Origin of the sequence: Leifsonia sp. SIMBA_070, assembly GCF_046534635.1 — a bacterium.
Lineage (GTDB): Bacteria > Actinomycetota > Actinomycetes > Actinomycetales > Microbacteriaceae > Leifsonia.
In genome coordinates, this window is sequence record NZ_JAWRYK010000002.1 from 146,870 (window position 1) to 168,525 (window position 21,656).

A 21,656-nucleotide genomic window follows, 5' to 3' on the forward strand; every position below is an offset into this window, starting at 1 on the left:
CGAACATTCGAGTCAAGATTTGTCCGATTGTTGACAAGCGGCGCGAGAAGCCGGTTGGATGGATGCGTGCGCTACACCGACGCCCCCGCCCGACGCGAGGAGCTGCTCCGACGGCTCTCCGCCGAGGGCTACGTGTCGTCGTCGCGCGTCGCGGACGAGCTCGGCGTCTCCGAGATGACCATCCGCCGCGACCTCCGTCAGCTCGAAGCCGACGGCCTCGCCCGGCGCGTGGTGGGCGGCGCCAGCCTCCCGAACCTGGGTCACGGCCGTCCCTTCGATGAGCGCGCGGTCACCGGCAGCGGCGAGAAGCGGTCCATCGCCGAGGCGTGCCTCGACCTGCTCGACGGCGCCGTCACGGTCGCCCTCGACGCCGGAACGTCGGTCGCGCCGCTCGCCGGGATGCTGCCGCCGGGAGCCACGATCATCAGCCACTCCGTCCCCGTCATCCAGGCCGCCATCGAGCGCGACGACGTCGAGCTGGTCGCCGTCGGCGGCGTCTACCAGAGCGAGACGCGCAGCTTCGCGGGAGCGGCCGCCCGCCGGACGATCGCCGACTACTCGGTCGACGTGACCGTGCTGTCCGCCACCGCGGTCGACACCAGCGGCATCCTCTGCGCCAACGCGCTCGACGCCGAGCTCAAGCAGGAGCTCGCCCGCGCTGCCCGCACCACCATCCTCCTCGTCGACCACTCCAAGCTCGGCGCCCGCGCTCCGATCCGCGTGGGCGGCCTCGACCTGGTGGATGTGATCCTCACCGACGCCGGCGCCGACCCCGACGACCTGCGCGCACTGCGCGACGCCGGCGCGACGGTCGTCGTCGCCGGAGAGCACGCGACGGGGGTCGGCGTCTCGTGATGCGGCTCGGCGCCGTCGCCGACGACGTCACCGGCGCCTGCGATCTCGCAGGGCGTGTCGTCGAGGCCGGACTCCCCGCGAGCGTGCTTCTCGGCGTACCCGTCGGCGCGGTCGACGTCTTCCCGAGCGACGGGCCGGGATGCGCTGTCGTCGCCCTCAAGGTGCGCACCGCGCCCGTCGCGGAGGCCGTCGTCGCGTCCGTGGGCGCTGCCCGGTCGCTCATGTCGGCGGGTGCGACGCAGCTCTACCAGAAGTACTGCTCCACCTTCGACTCCACAGCGAGCGGGAACATCGGGCCGATCGCGGACGCCCTCGCCGACGTCATCGGGGCGACCGCGTCGGTCGGGACCCCCGCGACTCCCGGCGCCCGGCGCACCCAGTACCAGGGCACCCTCTTCGTCGACGGCGTCCCGCTCGCCGAATCGCCGATGCGCGACCATCCGCTCACCCCGATGCGCGACTCCGACCTGGTCCGCCTGCTCGCGCCGCAGACCGCCGCGCGCGTCGGGCTGATCCGCTGGGAGGAGGTCCGCCGCGGTGCGAGCGCCGTCGCCGACCGGGTGGACCAGGCGCACATGCTGGTAGACGCGCTCGCCGAGGACGACCTCGATGTGATCGCGGAGGCCGTGCTTCGCCGGTCCGCCGACCGGCCCGTCCTGGCCGGCGGCGGAGCGGGCGTCGCGACCGCTCTCGCCCGGGCGGAGGTGCGCGCGGGCGACAGCGCCGGTGCCAGCGCGGATGCCGGTGCCGCAGCCCTCCCCGCCGTGCCCGTCACCGGTCGCCTCATCCTCGCCGGCAGCGCGTCGGCCGCCACCCGGGAGCAGATCGCGGCGTTCCGCGGCGAACGCCACCTCCTCGACCCGCTCGAGCTCGCGGACGGCCCTCGTGCGCTGGGCCGGCTGCGGGATGCGCTCGCGGCTCGCGAGGACAACCTCGCGCCGGTCCTGGTGCACGCCTCCCCCGACGTCACTACTGCCCAGCGCGCACTCGGCGCCGGGCGTGCCGCCGCCGTGCTCGAGCACGCGCTCTCCGAACTCGCCGCCTTCGCCGTCCACGAACTCGGCTGCAGCCACCTCCTGGTGGCCGGAGGCGAGACGTCCGGTGCCGTGACGACCCGCCTCGGGATCACCCGGTTGCAGATCGGCCGCCAGGCTGCGCCCGGTGTGCCGTGGGCCGTCGCGACGACGACGGACGCGGGGGCTAGCGACGCCGGCGGCGATCGCAGCGGCGACCCTCGTACCATCGCGGTCCTCCTCAAGTCGGGCAACTTCGGCGAACGGTCGCTCTTCACCGACGCGTGGGAGGTGGCACCGTGACCGGCATCGAGATCGACGCCGATGCCCGTGCCGCAGTGGTGCGCGCATGCCGCCACCTGTCGGCGGCCGGCCTGTCGCCGGGAAGCTCCGGCAACGTCAGCGTGCGCGTCGGCTCCCGCATCATCGCCACCACGACCGGGTCCTCACTGCGCGCGGTGACCGAGGAGCAGCTGGCCGTCACGCCCGCCGACCAGGAGGGCGCCCCGCGTCCCACGAAGGAGCTCCCGCTGCACGCGGCCATGTACGCAGCGCACCCGGAGGCCGCGGCCGTTGTGCACCTCCACTCGCCCTTCGCGACCGCGATCGCCTGCCTGCCGCCCACCGGCGACGGGTTCGCGCAGCTTCCGCCGCTGACGCCCTACCGGGTGATGCGGCTGGGCGACGTGCCGCTCGTGCCGTACGCGGCGCCCGGCAGCGCCGAGCTGGCCTCCGGGGTCGCCGCTGCGGCTCCCGGGCACGCAGTCCTGCTGCTCGCGAACCACGGCCCCGTGGTCGCCGCGGCGACGCTCGACGCGGCGATCGATCTCGCCGAAGAGCTCGAGACCGCGGCGCAGCTCACCCTGCTGCTGAGGCAGGCGCCCGCGGTCGCACTCGATGCCGCGGCGATCGCTGCGCTCACTCCGCCGGGGCACTGAGCGACCGGCGCGGCGCCCACCGGCGCGCGCCCACCGCCCTGCCCGGCACCATCCCTCCCCCTCGTACCGCTCGATCCCCTCAGGAGCACTCCGTGTCCAGCGTCCGCGCTGCCCGTCCTTCCCCGTCCCGTCCGTCCGGGTCGCGTCCGTCCGCGTCCGGCCCGCCGTCGCGGTCGCCGCGCGGCGGACGCATCCCGGCCGCCCGGCCCTCCGACCGGCATCTGTCGTCGGTCCCGCGCTTCCTGCTCTGGCAGGCGGGCCGGCAGCCGGCCACCCTCGGCGCCGGAGTTCTGTTCGGCGTCGTGTGGATGCTGTGCCAGGCCGTCTGGCCGTACCTGCTGGGCCGCGCCGTCGACGAGGGCGTCTCCGGCGATCCGGCACGGCTGTGGTCGTGGTGCGGCGCGCTGCTCCTCGTCGCCGTCGTCCAGGCCGTCACCGGGATGCTGCGCCACCGCATGGCCGTGTCGAACTGGCTGCGCTCCTCCCTCGGCGTCGCGCGGCTGATCGGCTACCACTCCGCCGAGACCGGCTCCGCGATCACCGCGACCACCTCGTCCGGCGAGATCGTCGCCACCGTGAGCACGGACTCCTTGCGCCTCGGTGCGATGTTCGACGTGACGGCACGGCTCGGCGGCGGCGTCGTGGCGTTCGTCGCCGTGTCGATCATCATGCTGAACGCCTCCCTACCGCTCGGGCTCGCCGTCGTCATCGGCGTTCCCGCCGTCGCGCTCGTCCTGGCCCTGCTGCTGCGTCCGCTGCGCGCCCGGCAGGCGGTCTGGCGGGAGGAGTCAGGCGGTCTCACCACGCTGGGCGCCGACACGGTGGTCGGGCTTCGCGTGCTGCGCGGCATCGGCGGCGAGCAGGAGTTCGTCGACCGGTACGCGCGCCAGTCGCAGCGCGTGCGCGCCGCCGGTGTCGGGGTCGCGAAGACGCAGAGCTGGCTGGACGGTCTCCAGGTGCTACTGCCCGGCGCCTTCCTCGTCTTCATCGTCTGGTTCGGCGCGCATCTCGCCGCAGACGGCAGCATCACGCCCGGTCAGCTGACCGCCTTCTACGGGTACGCGACCTTCCTGGTGCTGCCGCTGCGGACGGCCGTCGAGGCCGCGCAGACCTTCACCGCGGGCGTCGTGTCTGCGCGGCGCGTGCTGTCCGTGCTGCGCACGCGGCCTGCCGCCCGCGACAGCGCCGAGACGGCGGAGGCTCCCGCCTGGGGCTCGGCCATCGAGGACCTGGCGTCCGGCGTGGTCGTGCAGCCCAGCCGGTTCACCGCGATCGTGGACGCCGACCCCGACGAGGCCGCCGCAATCGCGACCCGGCTCGGGCGCTTCGACGACACCGTGCACCAGGAGGCTCCGGTGCTCTGGGGAGGCGTGGACCACACCCAGGTCCCTGTGCGGGAGGTCCGGGAGCGGATCGTCGTCAACGACGCCAACCCCCACCTGTTCGGCGGACGCCTGCTCGACGGGCTCGACACGCTGCCGATCCGCGACCGCGAGTACACCGACACGGCGACCGGCCGTCTGCGCCGGGTCTCCGCCGCGTTGGACGCAGCCGCCGCGACCGAGACGGTCGACGCGCTCCCCGAGGGCGTCCACGAGCGGGTCGCCGAGCGTGGCCGCACGTTCTCCGGCGGCCAGCGGCAGCGCCTCAGCCTCGCCAGGGCTCTGCTCACCGACGCGGAGGTGCTCGTGCTGATCGAGCCGACCAGCGCTGTGGACGCCCACACCGAGTCGCAGATCGCCGAGCGGCTGCGGGAGGCGCGCGCAGGCCGCACGACGGTCGTCGTCACCGCCAGCCCGCTGCTCCTCGACCGGATGGACACGATCGCCGTCGTCCGGAAAGGCCGCGTCGTCGGCACCGGTGACCACCAGACGCTGCTGCGCCAGGAGGACGACCTCGGCGATCTGTACCGGGCGATCGTCTCGCGCACCATCAGCGCGGCGGAGCCTGCGGACGGCGAAGAGCTGGACGCAGCGTGGACCGGCTCCATCGACGCGCTCTGGACGGCGACGCATCCCGTGACCGCCCAGCGGCCGGGCACCGCGGGCACCGCGAAGGCGAAGAAGAAGAAGGACAAGAAGGCGGCGAAGGCCGCGAAGGCCGACCGCACGAAGGGAACGGACGATGCTCCTTCCGATCGCTAGCACCGCGACGGTCCGGGCGACCGGCGCCCGTCTCATCCGCCAGCACCGCGGAGGCCTCTCCGTCGTCCTGGCGCTGCACACCCTGGCCGCGGTCGCCGGCCTCGCGGGCCCGGCCCTCATCGGCATCATCATCGACGGGATCACCGGCCACACGCTCACCAGCAGCGGGATCGACGCCGTCGCGCTCATCCTGCTCGGCGCCATCGTCTGCCAGGCCGTTCTCATCCGGTTCGCCCAGCGCCAGTCGATGGTGCTCGGCGAGGGCGTGTTCGCCCAGTTGAGGGAGGAGTTCCTCGCCACTGTCGCGCGCCTCCCGCTCTCCACCGTCGAGGCCGCCGGGACGGGCGACCTGCTCGCCCGGACCACCAACGACATCCAGTCGGTCGCCCAGACCGTGCGGTTCGGCGTGCCGCGCATCCTCGTCGCCGGCGTGACCGCGGTGCTCACCGTCGTGGCCGCGTTCCTGGTGAACCCGGCGGTCGCGGTCGCTATGTTCGCCGGCGTCCCCATCCTCGTCGTCGCCGCCCGCTGGTACCTGAAGCGCTCCGGCCCCGGCTACCAGCGACAGCTCGCCTCCTATGCGACGCTCGGCGGCACGATCAGCGAGACCGTCGACGGCGTGCGGACGATCGAGGCGCTCAGCCTCGCCCCGGCCCAGCGGAGCAAGATCGACGCCGCCCTCCGCGAGCGCCGCGACTCGGAGTGGTACACGCTCTGGCTGCGGTCGTGGTTCTTCCCGAGCACCGACATCGCCTTCCTCCTGCCTGTCATCGTCGTGCTCGCCTGGGGCGCGTTCCTCGTCGGGTCCGGTGTCGCGGGCATCGGCGCCGTGACCGCGGTGGCCCTGTACGCGATGCAGCTCGTCTCGCCGATCGACGAGCTGATCAGCTGGCTCGACGAGATCCAGGTCGGCACCACCGCGCTCTCCCGCATCATCGGCGTCGCCGACGTGCCGGAGGACCGCCACGCGACCGGCGAGCAGCCGACGGACGAGCACGTGGTCGCCGAGGACGTCCGCTTCTCGTACCGCGAGGGCGCAGAGGTCCTGCACGGCGTGAGCCTCGACCTGTCCCTCGGCGAGCGCCTCGCCGTCGTCGGCCCGTCCGGATCCGGCAAGTCGACGCTGGGCCGGTTGATGGCCGGCATCAGCGAACCCACCGGCGGGCGGATCACGGTGGGAGGCGTCCGCCTCGTCGACCTGCCGCTCGACGACCTCCGCAGCCACGTCGCGCTGGTCACCCAGGAGCACCACGTCTTCGTGGGCACGATCGCCGAGAACCTCTCCCTCGCCAAGCCCGGCGCCGAGCGCGCCGAGCTCGCCCGCGCCCTGCGCGTCGTGGATGCGCTGCGCTGGGTGGCCGCCATGCCGCTGGGTCTCGACACGGTCGTCGGTTCGGGCGGCGTCGTCCTCACCCCCGCCCAGGCCCAGCAGCTCGCCCTCGCCCGGCTCGTGCTGCTCGACCCGCACACGCTCATCCTCGACGAGGCGACCTCCCTGCTCGACCCGACGGCAGCCCGCGACCTGGAGCGCGCGATGAACCGCGTCCTCGAAGGCCGCACCGTCGTCGCGATCGCGCACCGCCTCCACACCGCACACGACGCGGACCGGATCGCCGTCGTGCGGGACGGGTCCATCGAGGAGCTCGGCAGCCACGACGACCTGGTCGCGGCGGGCGGCGCCTACGCGGAACTCTGGTCGTCCTGGCACGGGGGCACCCGATGAGCGGCCTCGCCTACCGTGGCGTCATCGAGGGTTTCTACGGCGAACCGTGGTCGCACGCCGACCGGCTGGCCTGGTTCGACCGCGGCGGCGCACTCGGACTCGACCGGTACCTGTATGCACCGAAGGACGACCCCTGGCACCGCGAGACCTGGCGTGAACCGTATCCTGCGGACCGTCTCGCCGAGCTCGCCCAGCTCAACCGGGACGCCGCCGAACGCGGCGTGCTGTTCGTGTACGGGATCTCGCCGGGCCTCTCGATGCGGTTCCACGACGACACCGAGCACGAAGCACTCGCGGCGAAGTGCCGCCAGCTGCTGGAGGCCGGGATCCGGTCGTTCGCCCTGCTGTTCGACGACGTTCCGATGGAGGATCCGGAGGCCCTGGGCCGGGCGCACGGCGACGCGGCCGCCCGCCTCCAGCGCTCGTTCCTGCTCCCCGCCGGGATCACGGAGCCGATCCTCCTGTGCCCCACGGACTACGCGGGACTCGAACGGACGCCGTACCGGGTGGGACTCGACGAGTCACTTCCGGAGGACGCGCTCGTGCTGTGGACCGGCTCCGACATCGTGGTCGGCGAGGTGACCGCGGACGACGTCGCCCAGGCCGCACGCAGCTTCGGCCGCCATCTCGTGCTGTGGGACAACTTCCCGGTCAACGACTTCGACCGCTCGCGGCTGTTCCTGGGCCCCCTCCCGGGACGCTCGGCCGGACCCGGGCTCGTCGGCATCGTCTCCAACCCGATGGTGGAGGCTGCGCCCTCCCGCTTCGCGCTGACGACCGTGGCCGAATGGGCCGCCGACCCCGCCGGCTACGACCCTGCGGCTGCCGCCGAGCGCGCCTACGTCACGGTGGCCGGCGATGACGGCGGGCTCCGCGCCCTGGTCGAGGCGTGCAGCGCCTGGCCGCCCGGAGCGCCCCGCTGGCCGCGGCTCGACGCGGCCGTCGAAGCCGGGCGATGGGAGGGGGCCGAGGGGATGCTCGCGCGACTCGGGCAGACCTCCGCGGCGCCGTCGACCCCTGCCGACCTGGCCGCCCAGCTCAGGCCGTGGATCGTCGCCGCCCGAGCGGCGGGAGCCGCGGGGGTGCTGGCGTGCCGGATCCTCGCCGGTGATCGGCCGGCGGTCGGCGCTGCGGCGGTGGACGCCCTCCATTCCGCCCGGCGCGAGCTCGAGGCCGAATTCGCGGATGTGGCGCGCGGGGCTGTCTTCGTCCTCATCGACGCCGCCCTCGAGCGGCTGGGCGTCGCGCACCCGCGTACCCACGGCGACGGCGCCGTCGTCGCCGTCCTCACCGGCGCGAACCCGGCACCGGGCGACCGCGAGCTGGTCGAGTTCCTCGGGGCCGCCGGGATGCGGGCCCACCTGGGCGACGACCTGAACGCCGACCTCGTGATCGTGACCCGCACGGCGACGGAGGACGTGGCGCGCTCCGCCGCCGGCCGGGCGGTGCCGCTGCTGGCCTGGGGACACCTCGTCCCGCTGGGGCTGGCGTCGGCCTCGTCCGTCCCGCTGTCGGTGGACCGCATCCGCATCGCCAGCGCCGACCATCCGGCTGCGGCTGGTCTCGACGGGGAGGTGGTCGTGTTCCGCGGCCGGTCGAAGCTCACCGTGGCCGACCCGCCGGAGGACGCCGCGGTCATCGCCCGCGAGCCGGAGTCCGGTAGAGCCGTCATCGGGTTCACACCCGCCGGCTCCCGGCTGGCCGACGGCGGCGTGGCCCCTGCGGCGCGCGCCACGTTCTTCCTCGCAGCGGACGGCTTCGCCCCCTGGCTGGTGACACAGGAGACACGCCTCCTTCTGCTGGCGACCGTGCGGGAGCTGCTCGGCTGACGGAGAGGACGGCCGAGGAGGCTAGACGTTCGGCCACTCGCTGCTCACGTAGGCCTCGACTGCGCGGTGACGGAACGTATAGGGCTTGCCACGGCCGATGATCCCACGGACGGTGTCGAGACGTTGAGCCGTGGGTCCGGCGTCCGTCGCCTTGGCAAGACGTAGCTCCTGAGCGATGCGAGTGAGTGTTCGGTCCGCGGGTGCCAGCTCCGCCATGACGTTCAGGAACTGCCGTTCCCGAGAGGGAAGCCGCTCGAGGATGCGCTCGACGTGCGCGGCGGCCTCCCGTTGCGCGGTGCGCCAACCGCGGCGGACCTCGTCCACCGTCACGGTGTCGCCCGTACCGGCGTACCACGCCTGCTCACCGGCCAGTTGGAACAGGAAGGGCTCACCGCGACAGACATCGACCACGAGAGAGGCAGCATCCGGCTCCATGCGGATGCGCGAGACCCCTCCGGAATCGTCCGCGACCTCCCAGCCGTCCAGGACGAATTCCTGCAGTGCTTCTGCAAGGTCCTCCTCATCGATAGCGGTCAGAGTGGTCGTCTTGAAGCGGCGGGCGAAGGTCGCCCCTTTCCGCGCGCCCGTCATGTCCTCGAAGTCGGGCAGCCCGGTCAGGTAGACGGCAATCGGAAGCGAGCGGCTCACGAACTCCCCGCCGGGGACGGGGACCTCGACCTCATGGCTGAGTGCGTCTCCGAGAGAGATGAGGAGCTGGGAGAGTGCCTTATCGTCGGTGATGTTCTGAACCTCATCGATATGGATGAGCGCCATGACGTGGCGCTTGGCGATCGCTGCACGCCCCACTTCGATAAGCAGATCGGTCAGAGCCATGTACGGGTCGGGGCCATCATTCCCACGCAGGGTGAGCGAGACACCCGAGACCGCGACCCCTCGCACCCGCTTGATGGCTTCGCCGATCCGGTGCTCACGCGACGAAGCGAGGCCGGCGCTGTCTGCGAGCTTCAGCACGGCGTCGGCGACGAGTTTCAGAGGGTCCGCGCCGGACGGGATGCGGAGCTGAGGTGTGACCCAGTCGCCGGCCCGCTTCGCTTCGTCGGCGATGCGCCGCACAAGGGCAGACTTCCCAAGACCCGGTTCGCCCAGGATCGTTCGTCCGCGCTCCGGGAGGCCCGCCAACCTCCGGGGACGAACGACATCGCGCCAGTCGCCCAATTGCTCGGTACGGCCTGCCCAGACTTGGGGGATCGTATCTGCTCCTGGGCTGAAGGGATTGTTGAGAGCGCTGCGCACGTTGATAACTTTATCAGCACGCCTGCCTTTGATAAAGTTATCAAAGCCCGCCCACATCCGCGCGGCTTAGAGTTATGGCTGTATGGCTGAGCTTCCCCCCGCATCCCTGTCCGACCAGCCCGAGCCCGTCGTCGTCACGAGCGACCCCGGCATCGGCGCGCGCCGGTTCTCCCGCGACGACGTCGTTCACCGCAAGGGCCTCTACACGCTGGTGTCGGGGCCCTTCACGCCCCGGGAGTCGATGATCGAGGACCTGCTCGCCGTCCGCGACGCCCTCGACGAGGCCGGCATCGAGTACCTGCTGGTCCGCAACGACGACAACCGCCTCATCGTCGCGCTCGACCGGCGCAGACGGAAGGAGGCGGCCGCCGCCCTGGCGGAGGCCTTCGCCGACGAGCCCTTCTACGCGCGCAGCGTCGACCCGGAGCGCGGCACCGAGGGCGAGGACCTCCTGATCGCCGACGCCCGGCTCTCCCGCCGCAAGGCCGACGTGCTGCGCGTCTACCGCCCGCGCCTGGAGCCGATCGGCCGCCTCCGCTACGGCGCCGAGACGGCGTTCCAGCTGGAGTTCTGGAAGTTCGGCGACGACGAGATCACGGCGCCCAGCCCCAACGCGCTGATGCGCCCGCGGCTGCCGCGCAGCGAAGCCGTCGAAGCGGAGGTCGAACTGTACGGCCGCCGGTGGCGCACCCTCCAGCACATGTTCGACCCGCTGGCGAGCGACGTCGCCTTCGACATCGACATCGTCTTCTCGTGGGTCGACGGCTCCAGCGCCGAATACCAGCGCCAGCGCGCCGCGCGGATGGCTGCCTACGTCGTGGGCGAGGGCGACGACAATGAAGCCCGCTACCGGCAGATCGACGAACTCAAGTACGCGCTGCGCAGCATCCACATGTTCGCGCCGTGGATCCGCAACATCTACATCGCGACCGACTCGCCCGTGCCGCCGTGGCTCGACGACGAGCACCCGCGCATCCACATCATGCGCAGTGAGGACTTCTTCGCCGACGCCTCCACGCTGCCGACGCACAATTCGCACGCCGTCGAGAGCCAGCTGCACCACATCCCCGGGCTCTCGGAGCACTTCCTCTACTCGAACGACGACATGTTCATCGGGCGGCCGCTCTCGCCCGACATCTTCTTCTCGCCCGGCGGTGTGACGAAGTTCGTCGAGGCGGGTACCCGCATCGGACTGGGCGAGACGGACCCCGCGCGCAGCGGCTTCGAGAACGCCGCCCGCGTGAACCGGCGACTGCTCTGGGAGCGGTTCGGCGCCGTCACCACCCGCCACCTGGAGCACTGCGCGGCCCCGCTCACGATCAGTGTCCTGCGGGAGATGGAGCGGGAGTTCGCCGAGGACTTCCGGCGCACGGCGGGGAGCCCGTTCCGGTCGGCGACGGACATCTCGGTGACCAACTCCCTGTACCACTACTACGCGCTGATGACCGGCCGGGCGGTCACGCAGACGCAGGCGAAGGTGCTCTACATCGAGACCACACTGCGGCAGGCGCCGGACATGATGCGCCGGCTGCTGAAGCGCCGCGACCAGGACATGTTCTGCCTCAACGACGGCTCGAAGCCCGAGATCGGTGCGGAGGAACGCACGCGCATCGTCACCGACTTCCTCGAGCGCTACTACCCGTTCCCCGCCCCCTGGGAGCGCCCAGCGCCTCCCCTCTCCTGAGCCTCCGCCCACCGTCGAGTACACACTTTTTGCACGCCCGCACGGCGTGTCGCGTGCAAAAAGTGCGGACTCGACGGTGGGCGGGGGCTAGGAGAGGATGCGGACGGGGGCCGCGGGCGGGATGCGGATGCCGTCGGCGGTGAGGCGGCGGGCCGACTCGGCGGCGTCCACGTAGTCGAGCGTCGGATAGTGGCCGAGCGGCACCACGGAGTGCAGCACGGTGTTCGGGTAGACGTGCACCAGGTTGAACGAGAGCGCGCCGTCGCGGCCGCGGGTGCCGCCGACGGGAACGTTGAGGTCCTGGGTGTAGCAGCTCGCCGAGGCCACCGAGACCGGGATGCCCGCGAACGTCGCCGTCGAGGAGTAGTGGAGGTGCCCGGCGATGATGCTGCGCACGTCGCTGCCCTCGAGCACTTCGCGCAGCTGCGACTGGTCGCGCAGCTCCACCGAGACCGCCAGGTCGAGCACGCTCGGGATGGGCGGGTGGTGCATCGCGAGGATGGTGCCCTCCGGGGCCGCGGTCGCCAGCTCTGCGGCCAGCCAGTCCAGCTGCGACTCGCTCACGTCGCCGTAGTGGTGCCCAGGGACCGTCGAGTCGAGCACGATGATGCGCAGGCCGCCGATCCAGAACACGTCGTCGATGGGCGACGTCTCGCCGAGCTCGTCCCGCAGACCCTGCCGGAACGACGCCCGGTCGTCGTGGTTGCCCATCACCCAGATGACGCGGGCGCCCATCCGCTCCGCCGCCGGGTCGACCAGGGCGCGGAGCCGCGCGTACGCGTCCGGCTGCCCGCGGTCGGCCAGGTCGCCGGTGAAGACGATCGCCTCCGGACGACCTCCGGAGGCCTCCACCTCCTGCAGCAGCGCCCGGAGGTGCTGCTCGCTGTCGACGGTGCCGTAGAGCTGCTCGCCCCCCGCCAGCAGATGGGTGTCGCTGATGTGGAGGAGGAAGTGGTCCGGCCGCGGGTACTCCGCGATTCGCGTCTTCACGGGCTTATCACACCACCTCGTTCTGAACGGACCGTGAACGCTCGCGGTGTGGCGGCTGCGCGGTTCGTCACGGTAGGTCTCGCGGCTCACCATTCCACGACTCGACGCGGACGGGAATCCCCGGCGTCGCCGCGAACGTGCGCTCCTCACCCGGCAGCAGCGGCCGGGGATCGCCGGAGGTGGTGAGGAAGCCCGGTTCGGACGCCCGCCGCGGGTCGACGAGGCGCACGGTGAGGGCCGCGACCGCACCCTCGTTGCGGACCAGGACCGCGCCGCCCGTCCCGCGCGACACCGACAGCGTCGGCTTCGGCACGTCGAAGAGCACGGCGAAGTCGCGGGTCGTCGTAGCGATCATCCGCTCGCGGTCAACGAGGCCGCCCCCGGCATCCCGCCACTCCGCCTCCCACAGGAACACCTGCGGCAGCGCATCCACCCCGACCTCCAGGACCCCGACTGCGACCGGATCGTGGATGTCGGCCGCGGCGAACTCCCGCGACGCCAGCACGGCGCCATCGAGCGCCACCGCGCGCAGCACGACGGAGGAGCCGGCCGCCACCGGATCCTCCGCCCACAGCCACGCCTCGGCGGATGCGGTCGCCTCCCCGCCCCACACCGCGCGGTCGACGCGCAGCGTGACCCGGCGGCGGTCGAAGGCCCGCGCCACCGCGAAGTACGCCGGCTTCGGGTCGCCGCGGAAGTCCACCGCCGTCGTGCACCAGGCGTTCGGGAAGCTCTCGTTCAGCTGCCACGGCAGCACCATGCTGTTGCGCGGGAAGCGACGGCGGTCGGCCTCCACCGCATACTGCAGTCCGGTGGCCTGCAGCAGCTGGGAGGCGCGGTTCAGCGTCTCCAGCGTGTCCGGCCGGCCGCCGAAGAGCTCGACGACCTGGTCGGCGTTGTTCCACCACTCGCCGAGGTGCCGGTACACCGCATTCGTGCGGTCGGCGGGCCAGCGGTCGGCCTCCGGGATGAGCGCCTCCAGCGAACGGAGGTTGGTCATCCCTTCGACGCCGAATTCGGTGTGGGCCAGGTTCGTGCCGGCGTTGGCGAGGGCGTACTGGCCGACGAGCCCCTGGTGCTCCCACGGGCCGTGCACGTCGTGCTGGCCGTCCGGGTTCGCCTGGATGCGGTCCAGCCGGTTGTGGAACTCGGGTCCCGTCGGCGACGTCGGCAGCCAGCCGCGCTCGGGGTCGAGCCGCGCCACCGTCTCGGCGAGCGCGCCCAGCACCGGCGAGCGGTCGTCGGACAGCGGGACGCCGTCCTCGTCGAGCTCGTTGCCGCCTCCCCAGAGCAGCAGCGACGGATGGTGCGCGCGCGTCGGAACCAGCGCCTCCGCCTCGGAGCGCAAGAGCGACACGAAGGCCGGGTCGTTGCTCGGTGCGCTCTGCATCCCCGAGCTCGACTGCGAGAACTCCTGCCAGACCAGCAGTCCGAGCCGGTCGCAGGTCGCGAAGAAGTGCTCCGACTCGATCAGCCCGCCGCCCCAGACCCGGATGAGCCGCGCACCGGAGGCGGCGGCCAGGCCGAGCACGTGCTCCACCTTCGCCTCGTCGATCGAACCGAAGAGCGTGTCGGCCGGCGTCCAATTCCAGCCGAGCAGCGGAACGGTCACGCCGTTCACCACCGCCGTGTACGCCAGCGAGCCCGCCGGCGCGCCGGCGTTGGTCGCGAGCTGTGCCGTCCGGAAGCCGACCCGTCGCTCGGCGCGGTCGGCCTCCCCGTCGTCGTCCGACAGCACGACCGCTACGTCGTAGAGCGGCTGCGGGCCGACGGTGTTGGGCCACCACAGCTCGGGCTGCGGGATGCGCAGCTCGGCCGTGCCCGCCGCCACCGGGACGGTCCGCTCGGCCGCGACCCGCCCCTCCCGCCGGACCGTCACCGTGACGCGCAGTCTCGCCTCGCCGCCGCCGTCACCCCCCACGGGCGCCCCCCACTCCACCCGGATGCTCCCGTCCCTCTGAACTCCGAGTAGCGACATCGAGTCACCACTCGTCCCGGATTGGAGCAACGACTCACCACTCGACGCCGACGAACCCGCCGCCGGGCGCGCGGAGGCGCGGATTGTCACGTCCGCGAGGAGGGCGCGGCCGACGCGCAGGTGCACGCTCTTCCACACGCCCTGGTGGCGGAGTCGTGGCGAGAAGTCCCAGCCGTAGCCGAGCCGGGGCGTGTGCACGCGCACGCGCTCGGTGCGTCCCACCTGCGGTTCGGAGGCCAGGGCTGGGTGGACGCGCAGCGCCAGCTTGTGCCGTCCCGGCGACCGCTGCTCCGCCGTCAGCGGGAAGGCGGCCCGGTGGTAGAGCCCGCGCACCGACCCGAGCGACTCGCCGTCCCAGTACACGTCGGCCCCCGGGTCGATGCCGTCGAACTCCAGCAGGCCGACCCCCTCGGCCGCCGAGCCGTCCAGGTCCACGGCGCGCCGGTACACCCAGGACCGTTCGGCGGTCCACTCCGCGGCGCGGCTGTTGCGGCCGACCCGCGGGTCGGGCAGCTCCCCCGCCCGGTGGAGGTCGTCGATCACCGCGCCCGGCACCCGAGCCGGAATCCAGCCGGGAGCCGCCGCAATAGCCGCCGACGCCTCCGCGACGTTGTTGCCCGCTACGGGCAGCGGCGCGCCCAGGTACCACTCGGCGGTGTCGCCGAGCGCCTCCCGGATCGCCCAGTCGTCGCCATCGAGGAGGAACGTCGTTGCAGTGCTCACACCACGATCATGCCCAATCTGGGAACGATTGCAGAAATTTGCCCGAAAGCCTTCCGACTGCTCCCGAGCAGAAGGTACGCTTTCGAGGTTCGCGCGCACCGCATCCATGGCAAGGAGGCCTTGACAGGCATGTCCCACCCACTCGCTGTCGCAGCGATCGGCTTCTGGCACGTTCATGCCGGCGACTACGTCCGCAACGTCCAGCAGCATCCCGACACCACCCTCGTCGCCGTCTGGGACGACGACGAGCAGCGCGGCCGCCGGGCCGCAGAGGAGTTCGGCGTGGAGTTCGTCGCCGACCTCGACGAGCTGCTCGCGCGCCCCGCACTCGACGCGGTGACCATCACCACCTCGACCGACCAGCACCGCGACGTCATCGGCCGCGCCATCGCGGCGGGCAAGCACGTCTTCACCGAGAAGATCCTCGCGCCGACCGTGGCCGAAGCCGAGGAGCTCGTCGACCTCGCCCGCGAGGCCGGCGTCGCGCTCGTCGTCTCGCTGCCGCGGCTGTCCGACGACTACACCGTCGCCATCGAGCGCATCCTCGACGAGGGCACCCTCGGCGAGCTCACCTACTCGCGGGTGCGCCTGGCCCACGACGGCTGGGTCGCCGGCTGGCTGCCCGAGCAGTTCGCCGACCCGGCGACCGCGATCGGAGGCGCGCTCACCGACCTGGGATGCCACCCTGCGTACCTGACGCGGCTCTACCACCGCGCCGAGCCGCTGACGATCTCGGCGACCTACGGCAGCGTGACCGGCCGGGCTGTGGAGGACAACGCGGTCGTGACCGCCGAGTTCCCCGGCGGCCGCCTCGGAGTGTTCGAGGCCAGCGTGGTCACGACGCCGGGAGCGTTCACGGTCGAGCTGCGCGGAACGCAGGCGAGCCTGATGTTCGGTTTCGGCGGCGAGCGCCTGCTCGCCAAGGGCGGAGCCTTCGGCGACGAGTGGCGGGAGCTTCCGCTGCCCGAGCGGCGGCCCGGGGCGTTCGCGCAGTGGGTGCAGCACATCCACGACGGCACGACCGCCGACGACAACCTGCGCCACGCGGTCGAGCTGACCCGGATGGTCGTCGCTGCCAACGAATCGGCCTCCACCGGCCGCGCGGTGGCTCTCTCGCCCGTCCCCGTGGCCTGAGCCCGGCCTCCCTTTTTTCCTTCTTTCTTCTCCCTTCGTCTCAAGGAGCGCATCATCATGCCCAGCACCACTGTCCGCATCGGTCTCATCGGAGCCGGCGGCATCGCCGGCGCACACGTCGCCGGCTACCTCCGCAACCCGGAGACCGTCACCTTCGCCGCGGTCGCCGACCCGGTCCGCGAGTCGGCCGAGCGCCGCGCCGGGGACACCGGCGCGGCCGTGTACGCCGACTACGCCACCATGCTCGCGGAGGCCGACATCGACGCCGTCGACATCTGCCTCCCGCACCACCTGCACAAGGACGCGATCGTCGCGGCCGCCCGCGCCGGCAAGCACATCCTGTGCGAGAAGCCGCTCTGCCTGACGCCCGAGGAGGCGGCGGAGGTGGATGCCGCGGTCGCGGAGGCGGGCGTGACCCTAATGTGCGCGCACAACCAGTTGTTCCTGCCCGCCGTCGCCCAGGCGAAGAAGCTCATCGAGGAGGGCGCGCTGGGCCGCCTGTACGAGGTCCGCACCACCGACAGCTTCTTCAACGACTTCGACCCGTCGAACATGGGATGGCGCGCCCACGCCTCGACCAGCGGCGGCGGCGAGCTCATCGACACCGGGTACCACCCGACCTACCTGCTGCTGCACCTCGCCGGCGGTTCCCCGCTGGAGGTCACGGCGATGCTCACCACGCACCGCCTGTCGTTCATGGAGGGCGAGGACTCGGCCCAGGTGCTCGTCCGCTTCGACAACGGCGTGATCGGCACGCTCGCCACCAGCTGGGCCTACCAGCCGGCGGACGGGACCGAGAAGTTCTCCGCGGTCGGCGAGCTCGGCAGTCTGACGAGCGACGGCACGTCCCTCACGGTCCGCCGCCGCGGCGAGGCCGAGCCGACCGTGTACGAACTGGAGCCGGTGCACGAGTTCGGGGAGGAGATCGCGCACTTCGCGCGCAGCATCCTCGACGGCACCCGCCCGATCCACACGCAGAAGGAGGGCATCGAGGTGCTGGGGATCATCCTCGCCGCATACGAATCGGCGGAGAACCGGACGATCGCGCCGGTCCGCTCTGTGCGCGACCTCGCGACCACCGCTGTCGCGGACTGAGTCGTTCACAAGCCCTTCTCTTCGGTGTGAAGGGGGGTATATCCGGCGGGCCTGCGGCGGAGTTACAGTGCAGCATGAGCACGCAGCGGACGGGGGCCCGCCAGAGCTTTCCGGACCCCCATCGTCAGGATGATTTCGTCGCAGTCCCCTACCTGCGTCAGGGTCAGTTGATCTCCTTGATCCGCTGGTCGCTGGTGTCGGGGGAGTGGAAGTACACGACGATCCTCGCGGAGTACCTCCACCGCGACGAGACGACGTGGTACCTAGTGATCAACGGCAACCGAGCGAGACTCGACCGCGCCGAGTGGGCGATCTTCAACTGACGGCGCGGCCCGCGGCGTAACCGCGTCGCGGGCTGCGTCGGCGGTACTGTTCCCCGTGTGACCCAGAGCGAGAAGGATGCGCGGCGCGCCCAACCGGAGCACCGCTGGCCCGCGGTGATCGCCACCGTCGTCGCGCTCGCGGCGTACGCGTTCCTCCCCAGCGTCGTCCCGGCGATCGAGCGCTACGCGGTCGTGGGCGTGTGCCTGCTGATGGTCGTGGCCCTGGTGCTGTACAACCCGCATCGGCTCACCCGGGAGTCGGTCTGGTCGCGCCGGGCTGAGATCGCGCTCGCGGTTCTCATCCTGGCGGCGAACCAGATCGCGTTCGCGGAGACGATCTTCCGGCTGCTGAACAAGCACGGCAACGGGTACGAGCTCCTCCTCGCGTCGCTGCAGGTGTGGCTCACCAACGTGATCGCTTTCGCCCTGGTGTTCTGGGTGCTCGATCGCGGAGGCCCGGTCGCTCGTTCGACGGTGCCGCGTCCCAGCCTCGAACTCGCGGATTTCCGGTTCCCGCAGGACGAGGACCACGACGCGATCGACGAGGTCGCGCGCGGGTCCAGCGCTAAGGCGGACTGGGTCCCCAGCTACGTCGACTACTTCTACTTCTCGCTGTCGAACTCGATGGCGTTCAGCCCGACCGACACCATGCCGTTGCGCCACCGGGCGAAGCTGCTCATGGCGCTGGAGTCGTTCGCGGGGTTCGCCCTGCTGGCGCTGGTGATCGCGCGCGCCGTCTCGCTGATCGGCTGAACGGCCGAACGGCCGATCGGTTAGAGGCCGGTGTGCAGGAGCCCGGCGACCGCGACGTTGAGGACGACGAGTGCGATGACGAGGATGTTCAGGTAGCCGATGATGATGGCGGCGTGGGCCAGCGCGCGGCCGCGGCCTCCCTCGTGCTGCAGTTTGCGGGTGATGCGGTGTGCGAGCGGTATGGCGACGATCGGGACGATGAAGGCGAGCACGAGGGCCAGGATCGCGAGGGGGTGGGCCCTCCGGGGGACGACGGTCGGGAGGCTGAAGTCGGCGGCGAAACCGGACGCGGTGTTCGGCACGGGTACCCCGTCGGCCGACTCGTCGAGTCCGTCGATCTCATCGTTGCTGCGGCCGCCCGTTCTCAGATCGGGCATGTCTGGTTCGGTACGGACGCGAAGGTGTCGTTCGCCGATTCGATCGGCGAGAGCCGGTTGAGCGGCCAGAGCTTGAGGACCGCGTGTCCGACGACGTTCGCGATGGGGACGAGCCCCTTCGTCGCCAGCTCCTGCGTCTTGCTCGAGTCGCGGGAGTTGTAGCGGTTGTCGCCCAGCACCCATACAGCTCCGGCGGGAACGGTGACGTCGAACGCCGAGGCGGCCGGCTGGCCGGCCGGCACGACCGCGTACGGTTCCTGGATCTCCGTGCCGTTGACGCTCACGCGTCCGGAGGTCCCGCAGCAGGCGACGTGGTCGCCGGGGAGGCCGACGACCCGCTTGACGAGGTAGTCGTCGTCGCCTCCTCCGCCGCGGTGGTCCGAGCTCTTCAGCCAGCCGCCGGGGTCGGAGAAGACGACGACGTCTCCGCGATGCAGTGAGGAGACCCCCGTCGCCAGGCGATCGACCAGGATGCGGTCCTCCGGGTGCAACGTGTTCTCCATCGAGACGGACGGCACGGTGAACGGCGTGAAGACCGCGGTCTGTACGAGGAGCGTCGTGGTGAACGCCACGACGACCAGGACGACGCCGAGGATGACGCGCCGCCGCGTCCTGCGCCGACGGAGCCGGGAGCGGCGCGGGTGCTGCGTGTCGGGAGAGCTCCGGCGCTTGGTGCGCGCAGGCGAGACGTGGGCCACGTGCCGCGAGCGCCTCGCGTGCCGTTGACGCTCGGTCTCATCCTCGGCCTCGGCGGGCCGGCTGGCGGGCACCGGAGGCGCCACCACCTCGGGCTCGACGGCGATCACCGAGTCGAACGTCCTGGCGGTGAGAGACGGCACGCCCTCGGGGAGGGGCCCACCGCTCTCGGCGAGGCGCGGTGGAGCTGCTGCCGCCCCGGTGTGGTTCCGTTCGGCGCGCCGGGGTGAGCGAGCGAGCGAGACGTGGTCGCTGATCGACGCCGGGGCGAAGCTCGTCTGGACGGTGCCGATGTCGTCGTCTTCGTCGACGAGTGACCGCTTGTCCCACCACACCACGCCGAGTTCCTGATTGCGACGGCTCGGGTCGAGGACGGGCTCGACGACGGCGAGGTCGATGACACCGTACGGGCCCGCATCGATGACGGTGCGCCCGGACCGGGTCGAGCTGGCCGCCGTCCACGCGGCCGGCCCTTTCGGAGCGAGCGCGCCGTCGAGTTCTGCGCGCCAGGAGGTCGCTTCGGGCACCACGCTCGAGCGCCCCGTCGGCGGCACGTACGACGAGCGCCGCGATTTGGACCTTTTCGGGATGCGAGGCATCACGGTCATCTCGCTCCCTTCCTCAGCCGGTCACATGGGGGTTGCACCTATATAGACGCAGCAGGTGGCCGTCCCTTACGCGACTCCGGAAGATTCCAGGTTGGACGGGCGACGTTCTTTGCCGCTCGGGATCACTTCGGGATCACGGCGCCGAGGACGCAGGAGACGGATTCGACCTTCGCCGGAAGCGTCCCGGTGGTGGTCCAGTCTTTGGCGTCGCCGCCCGCGAGGCCCGTGAGAGTGGTCACCCCTCGCGTGTAGACCGACGAGTTCTTGGAGTTGACCCAGCTGACAGAGATGACCACATCCCCCTTCTTGTCCTTGGGCATCGTCACGGTTCCCTTGGCCGTGACGGTGCTCCCCGTCGTGTCGCAGCTGGTCAGCTTGGTTCCGGCGATGATGCCCGTCCCGGGCGGGATGGTGGGCAGCGCGGTGGACGCTGCGGCGGCCTTGCCGGTGGCCGCGCCGCTGGGCGAAGGCGACGAGCTCGGCGTGCCGGTGCAACCGGCGAGGCCGGCCACCGCGAGCATGCCTGCTGCGATCGGGAGGAGGAGGTTTCGCTTGACCATGATGCGATCCGTTTCTTCGAGGATGGGTGAAGGCACGTTCAGGGGAGGATGGTGACGCTGGTGCCCAGCGGCAGGGCGCCGACCGCCACGACGGCTTCCGCCGAGAGGCGGATGCAGCCGTGGGAGATGGTGCCGACATGCGAGGGGTAGAAGTGCATGCCGATCAGTCCGCCGTCTTCGCCCTGGAAGGGCTCATCCTGCGCAGAGGAGTGCAACGACGTCAATTGGATGGGGTAGGTGCTCTGCCCCTGCTGGGGGTCCAGGTAACGCTCCTCCACGTACCCCGTGACCCCGGCCGGAGTCGGAGTGCCCGGCGCACCGACGGCGACCGCGAAGGACTGCTGCACTGCGCCCGAGAGGTCCTCGATGGTGAGAGTCTGCCGGGCCACCGAGATCACCACCCGATGCGTGGCCTTACCAGCAGGATGCAGCGAGTCGGCGCGCACCCACCCGACGGTCTGCGCAGGAGCCGCCCCTCCGGCACGTGACGGAAGCGCGCGACGCGCCGGGGTCAGGACCAGCGCCCAATCGCCGTCGATGATCACGGGAACGATCACAGTGGGCCGGCCCGCGAAGTTCGTGAAAGCGAACCGTGCCACCGGCTGCCGCGCCTCGTCGTAGATCGGAATGTCCGCGGAGATCGTGAAGATCTGCGCCGAGACAGCAGGCACCTGAGCGCTGGAGTAGGCGATGAGCCCGGGAATGACCGCGTCGTACCGGGCCTCGGGAAGTAGTGCGATCTGCTGGGCGCTCAAGGGCACGTACCCGGCCGCCTGCGCGGAGACCGCTCCCGCTTTCGCCACCTGAGCTCCGGACGGCGGGGCATCGTGCGCTCCCGCCGGCCACAGCGCCACCACGAGGACTGCGGCGAGGACGATCGCGGCCGCGACGCTCACGGGGATCAGCCGGGATGCGCGGCCCGATGCGCCATGCGCCCCGCCGTTCTCAGCCATGCCGCGCCTCCTTCCGATGGATCAGA

General features: G+C 71.7%; 18 protein-coding genes. 11 read left to right on the forward strand and 7 right to left on the reverse strand.

Annotated elements, in window-relative coordinates:
* The first annotated feature begins 66 nt into the window (after positions 1-66).
* The 6 genes from SB754_RS16380 to SB754_RS16405 all read left to right on the forward strand — a co-directional run bounded on the left by SB754_RS16380 (position 67) and on the right by SB754_RS16405 (position 8,502).
* Positions 67-855, forward strand: a complete 789-nt coding sequence (locus SB754_RS16380) for a DeoR/GlpR family DNA-binding transcription regulator (protein WP_410783479.1) — start codon at positions 67-69, stop codon at positions 853-855.
* A complete protein-coding gene (gene otnK, locus SB754_RS16385; protein ID WP_410783954.1) occupies positions 855-2,171 on the forward strand; it encodes a 3-oxo-tetronate kinase in 1,317 nt (438 codons plus the stop codon). Before SB754_RS16380 ends, otnK begins: the two co-directional genes overlap by 1 nt.
* A complete protein-coding gene (locus tag SB754_RS16390) occupies positions 2,168-2,806 on the forward strand; it encodes a class II aldolase/adducin family protein (protein ID WP_410783480.1) in 639 nt (212 codons plus the stop codon). Before otnK ends, SB754_RS16390 begins: the two co-directional genes overlap by 4 nt.
* A gap of 92 nt (positions 2,807-2,898) precedes the next feature.
* Positions 2,899-4,950, forward strand: coding sequence for an ABC transporter ATP-binding protein (locus SB754_RS16395; RefSeq protein ID WP_410783481.1), 2,052 nt, complete (start codon positions 2,899-2,901; stop codon positions 4,948-4,950).
* Entirely contained in the window at positions 4,931-6,673 is a 1,743-nt protein-coding gene (locus SB754_RS16400; RefSeq protein WP_410783482.1) for an ABC transporter ATP-binding protein, read from the forward strand. Before SB754_RS16395 ends, SB754_RS16400 begins: the two co-directional genes overlap by 20 nt.
* Positions 6,670-8,502 (forward strand): protein O-GlcNAcase, encoded by a 1,833-nt coding sequence (locus SB754_RS16405; protein WP_410783483.1) that lies wholly within the window; start codon positions 6,670-6,672, stop codon positions 8,500-8,502. The genes SB754_RS16400 and SB754_RS16405 overlap by 4 nt, the downstream gene beginning before the upstream one ends.
* Before the next feature lie 21 nt (positions 8,503-8,523).
* On the opposite strand, the gene SB754_RS16410 is transcribed toward SB754_RS16405, so the two are convergent.
* The gene (locus SB754_RS16410) at positions 8,524-9,756 is read right to left on the reverse strand and encodes an ATP-binding protein (RefSeq protein WP_410783484.1); all 1,233 of its coding nucleotides are present in this window, start codon (positions 9,754-9,756) and stop codon (positions 8,524-8,526) included.
* 82 nt (positions 9,757-9,838) lie between these two features.
* Between SB754_RS16410 and SB754_RS16415 the strand changes: the two genes are divergently transcribed.
* The gene (locus SB754_RS16415; protein ID WP_410783485.1) at positions 9,839-11,440 is read left to right on the forward strand and encodes a stealth family protein; all 1,602 of its coding nucleotides are present in this window, start codon (positions 9,839-9,841) and stop codon (positions 11,438-11,440) included.
* A gap of 87 nt (positions 11,441-11,527) precedes the next feature.
* Here SB754_RS16415 and SB754_RS16420 read toward each other — a convergent pair whose 3' ends face one another.
* Together SB754_RS16420 and SB754_RS16425 are read right to left on the reverse strand one after the other, a co-directional pair.
* Positions 11,528-12,430: a phosphodiesterase gene (locus SB754_RS16420; protein WP_410783486.1), complete on the reverse strand. Its 903-nt coding sequence runs from the start codon at positions 12,428-12,430 to the stop codon at positions 11,528-11,530.
* A gap of 67 nt (positions 12,431-12,497) precedes the next feature.
* Positions 12,498-15,131: a glycosyl hydrolase 2 galactose-binding domain-containing protein gene (locus SB754_RS16425; RefSeq protein WP_410783487.1), complete on the reverse strand. Its 2,634-nt coding sequence runs from the start codon at positions 15,129-15,131 to the stop codon at positions 12,498-12,500.
* Positions 15,132-15,260: 129 nt separating this feature from the next.
* Between SB754_RS16425 and SB754_RS16430 the strand changes: the two genes are divergently transcribed.
* From SB754_RS16430 to SB754_RS16445, 4 genes are all read left to right on the forward strand, one after another.
* Entirely contained in the window at positions 15,261-16,265 is a 1,005-nt protein-coding gene (locus tag SB754_RS16430; protein ID WP_410783488.1) for a Gfo/Idh/MocA family protein, read from the forward strand.
* A 57-nt stretch (positions 16,266-16,322) separates the two neighbouring features.
* Entirely contained in the window at positions 16,323-17,360 is a 1,038-nt protein-coding gene (locus SB754_RS16435; RefSeq protein ID WP_410783489.1) for a Gfo/Idh/MocA family protein, read from the forward strand.
* 74 nt (positions 17,361-17,434) lie between these two features.
* Positions 17,435-17,683: a hypothetical protein gene (locus tag SB754_RS16440; protein ID WP_410783490.1), complete on the forward strand. Its 249-nt coding sequence runs from the start codon at positions 17,435-17,437 to the stop codon at positions 17,681-17,683.
* 57 nt (positions 17,684-17,740) lie between these two features.
* Positions 17,741-18,436: a hypothetical protein gene (locus SB754_RS16445; RefSeq protein WP_410783491.1), complete on the forward strand. Its 696-nt coding sequence runs from the start codon at positions 17,741-17,743 to the stop codon at positions 18,434-18,436.
* Between the two features lie 20 nt (positions 18,437-18,456).
* Here SB754_RS16445 and SB754_RS16450 read toward each other — a convergent pair whose 3' ends face one another.
* The 4 genes from SB754_RS16450 to SB754_RS16465 all read right to left on the reverse strand — a co-directional run bounded on the left by SB754_RS16450 (position 18,457) and on the right by SB754_RS16465 (position 21,630).
* Positions 18,457-18,813, reverse strand: coding sequence for a DUF4190 domain-containing protein (locus tag SB754_RS16450; RefSeq protein ID WP_410783492.1), 357 nt, complete (start codon positions 18,811-18,813; stop codon positions 18,457-18,459).
* Complete coding sequence (gene lepB, locus SB754_RS16455) at positions 18,801-20,117, reverse strand: signal peptidase I (RefSeq protein WP_410783493.1); 1,317 nt, start codon at positions 20,115-20,117, stop codon at positions 18,801-18,803. The genes SB754_RS16450 and lepB overlap by 13 nt, the downstream gene beginning before the upstream one ends.
* A 122-nt stretch (positions 20,118-20,239) precedes the next feature.
* On the reverse strand, positions 20,240-20,677 hold the full coding sequence (locus tag SB754_RS16460) for a hypothetical protein (protein ID WP_410783494.1): 438 nt from the start codon (positions 20,675-20,677) through the stop codon (positions 20,240-20,242).
* A 38-nt stretch (positions 20,678-20,715) separates the two neighbouring features.
* Positions 20,716-21,630: a L,D-transpeptidase gene (locus SB754_RS16465; RefSeq protein ID WP_410783495.1), complete on the reverse strand. Its 915-nt coding sequence runs from the start codon at positions 21,628-21,630 to the stop codon at positions 20,716-20,718.
* Between the last annotated feature and the right edge of the window lie 26 nt (positions 21,631-21,656).

Coding starts and splice junctions, on each gene's coding strand:
- otnK (WP_410783954.1), top strand. CDS start 855: ATGCGGCTCGGCGCCGTCGCCGACGACGTCACCGGCGCCTGCGATCTC.
- SB754_RS16400 (WP_410783482.1), top strand. CDS start 4,931: ATGCTCCTTCCGATCGCTAGCACCGCGACGGTCCGGGCGACCGGCGCC.
- SB754_RS16405 (WP_410783483.1), top strand. CDS start 6,670: ATGAGCGGCCTCGCCTACCGTGGCGTCATCGAGGGTTTCTACGGCGAA.
- SB754_RS16415 (WP_410783485.1), top strand. CDS start 9,839: ATGGCTGAGCTTCCCCCCGCATCCCTGTCCGACCAGCCCGAGCCCGTC.
- SB754_RS16430 (WP_410783488.1), top strand. CDS start 15,261: ATGTCCCACCCACTCGCTGTCGCAGCGATCGGCTTCTGGCACGTTCAT.
- SB754_RS16435 (WP_410783489.1), top strand. CDS start 16,323: ATGCCCAGCACCACTGTCCGCATCGGTCTCATCGGAGCCGGCGGCATC.
- SB754_RS16440 (WP_410783490.1), top strand. CDS start 17,435: ATGAGCACGCAGCGGACGGGGGCCCGCCAGAGCTTTCCGGACCCCCAT.
- SB754_RS16450 (WP_410783492.1), bottom strand. CDS start 18,813: ATGCCCGATCTGAGAACGGGCGGCCGCAGCAACGATGAGATCGACGGA.
- lepB (WP_410783493.1), bottom strand. CDS start 20,117: ATGACCGTGATGCCTCGCATCCCGAAAAGGTCCAAATCGCGGCGCTCG.
- SB754_RS16460 (WP_410783494.1), bottom strand. CDS start 20,677: ATGGTCAAGCGAAACCTCCTCCTCCCGATCGCAGCAGGCATGCTCGCG.
- SB754_RS16465 (WP_410783495.1), bottom strand. CDS start 21,630: ATGGCTGAGAACGGCGGGGCGCATGGCGCATCGGGCCGCGCATCCCGG.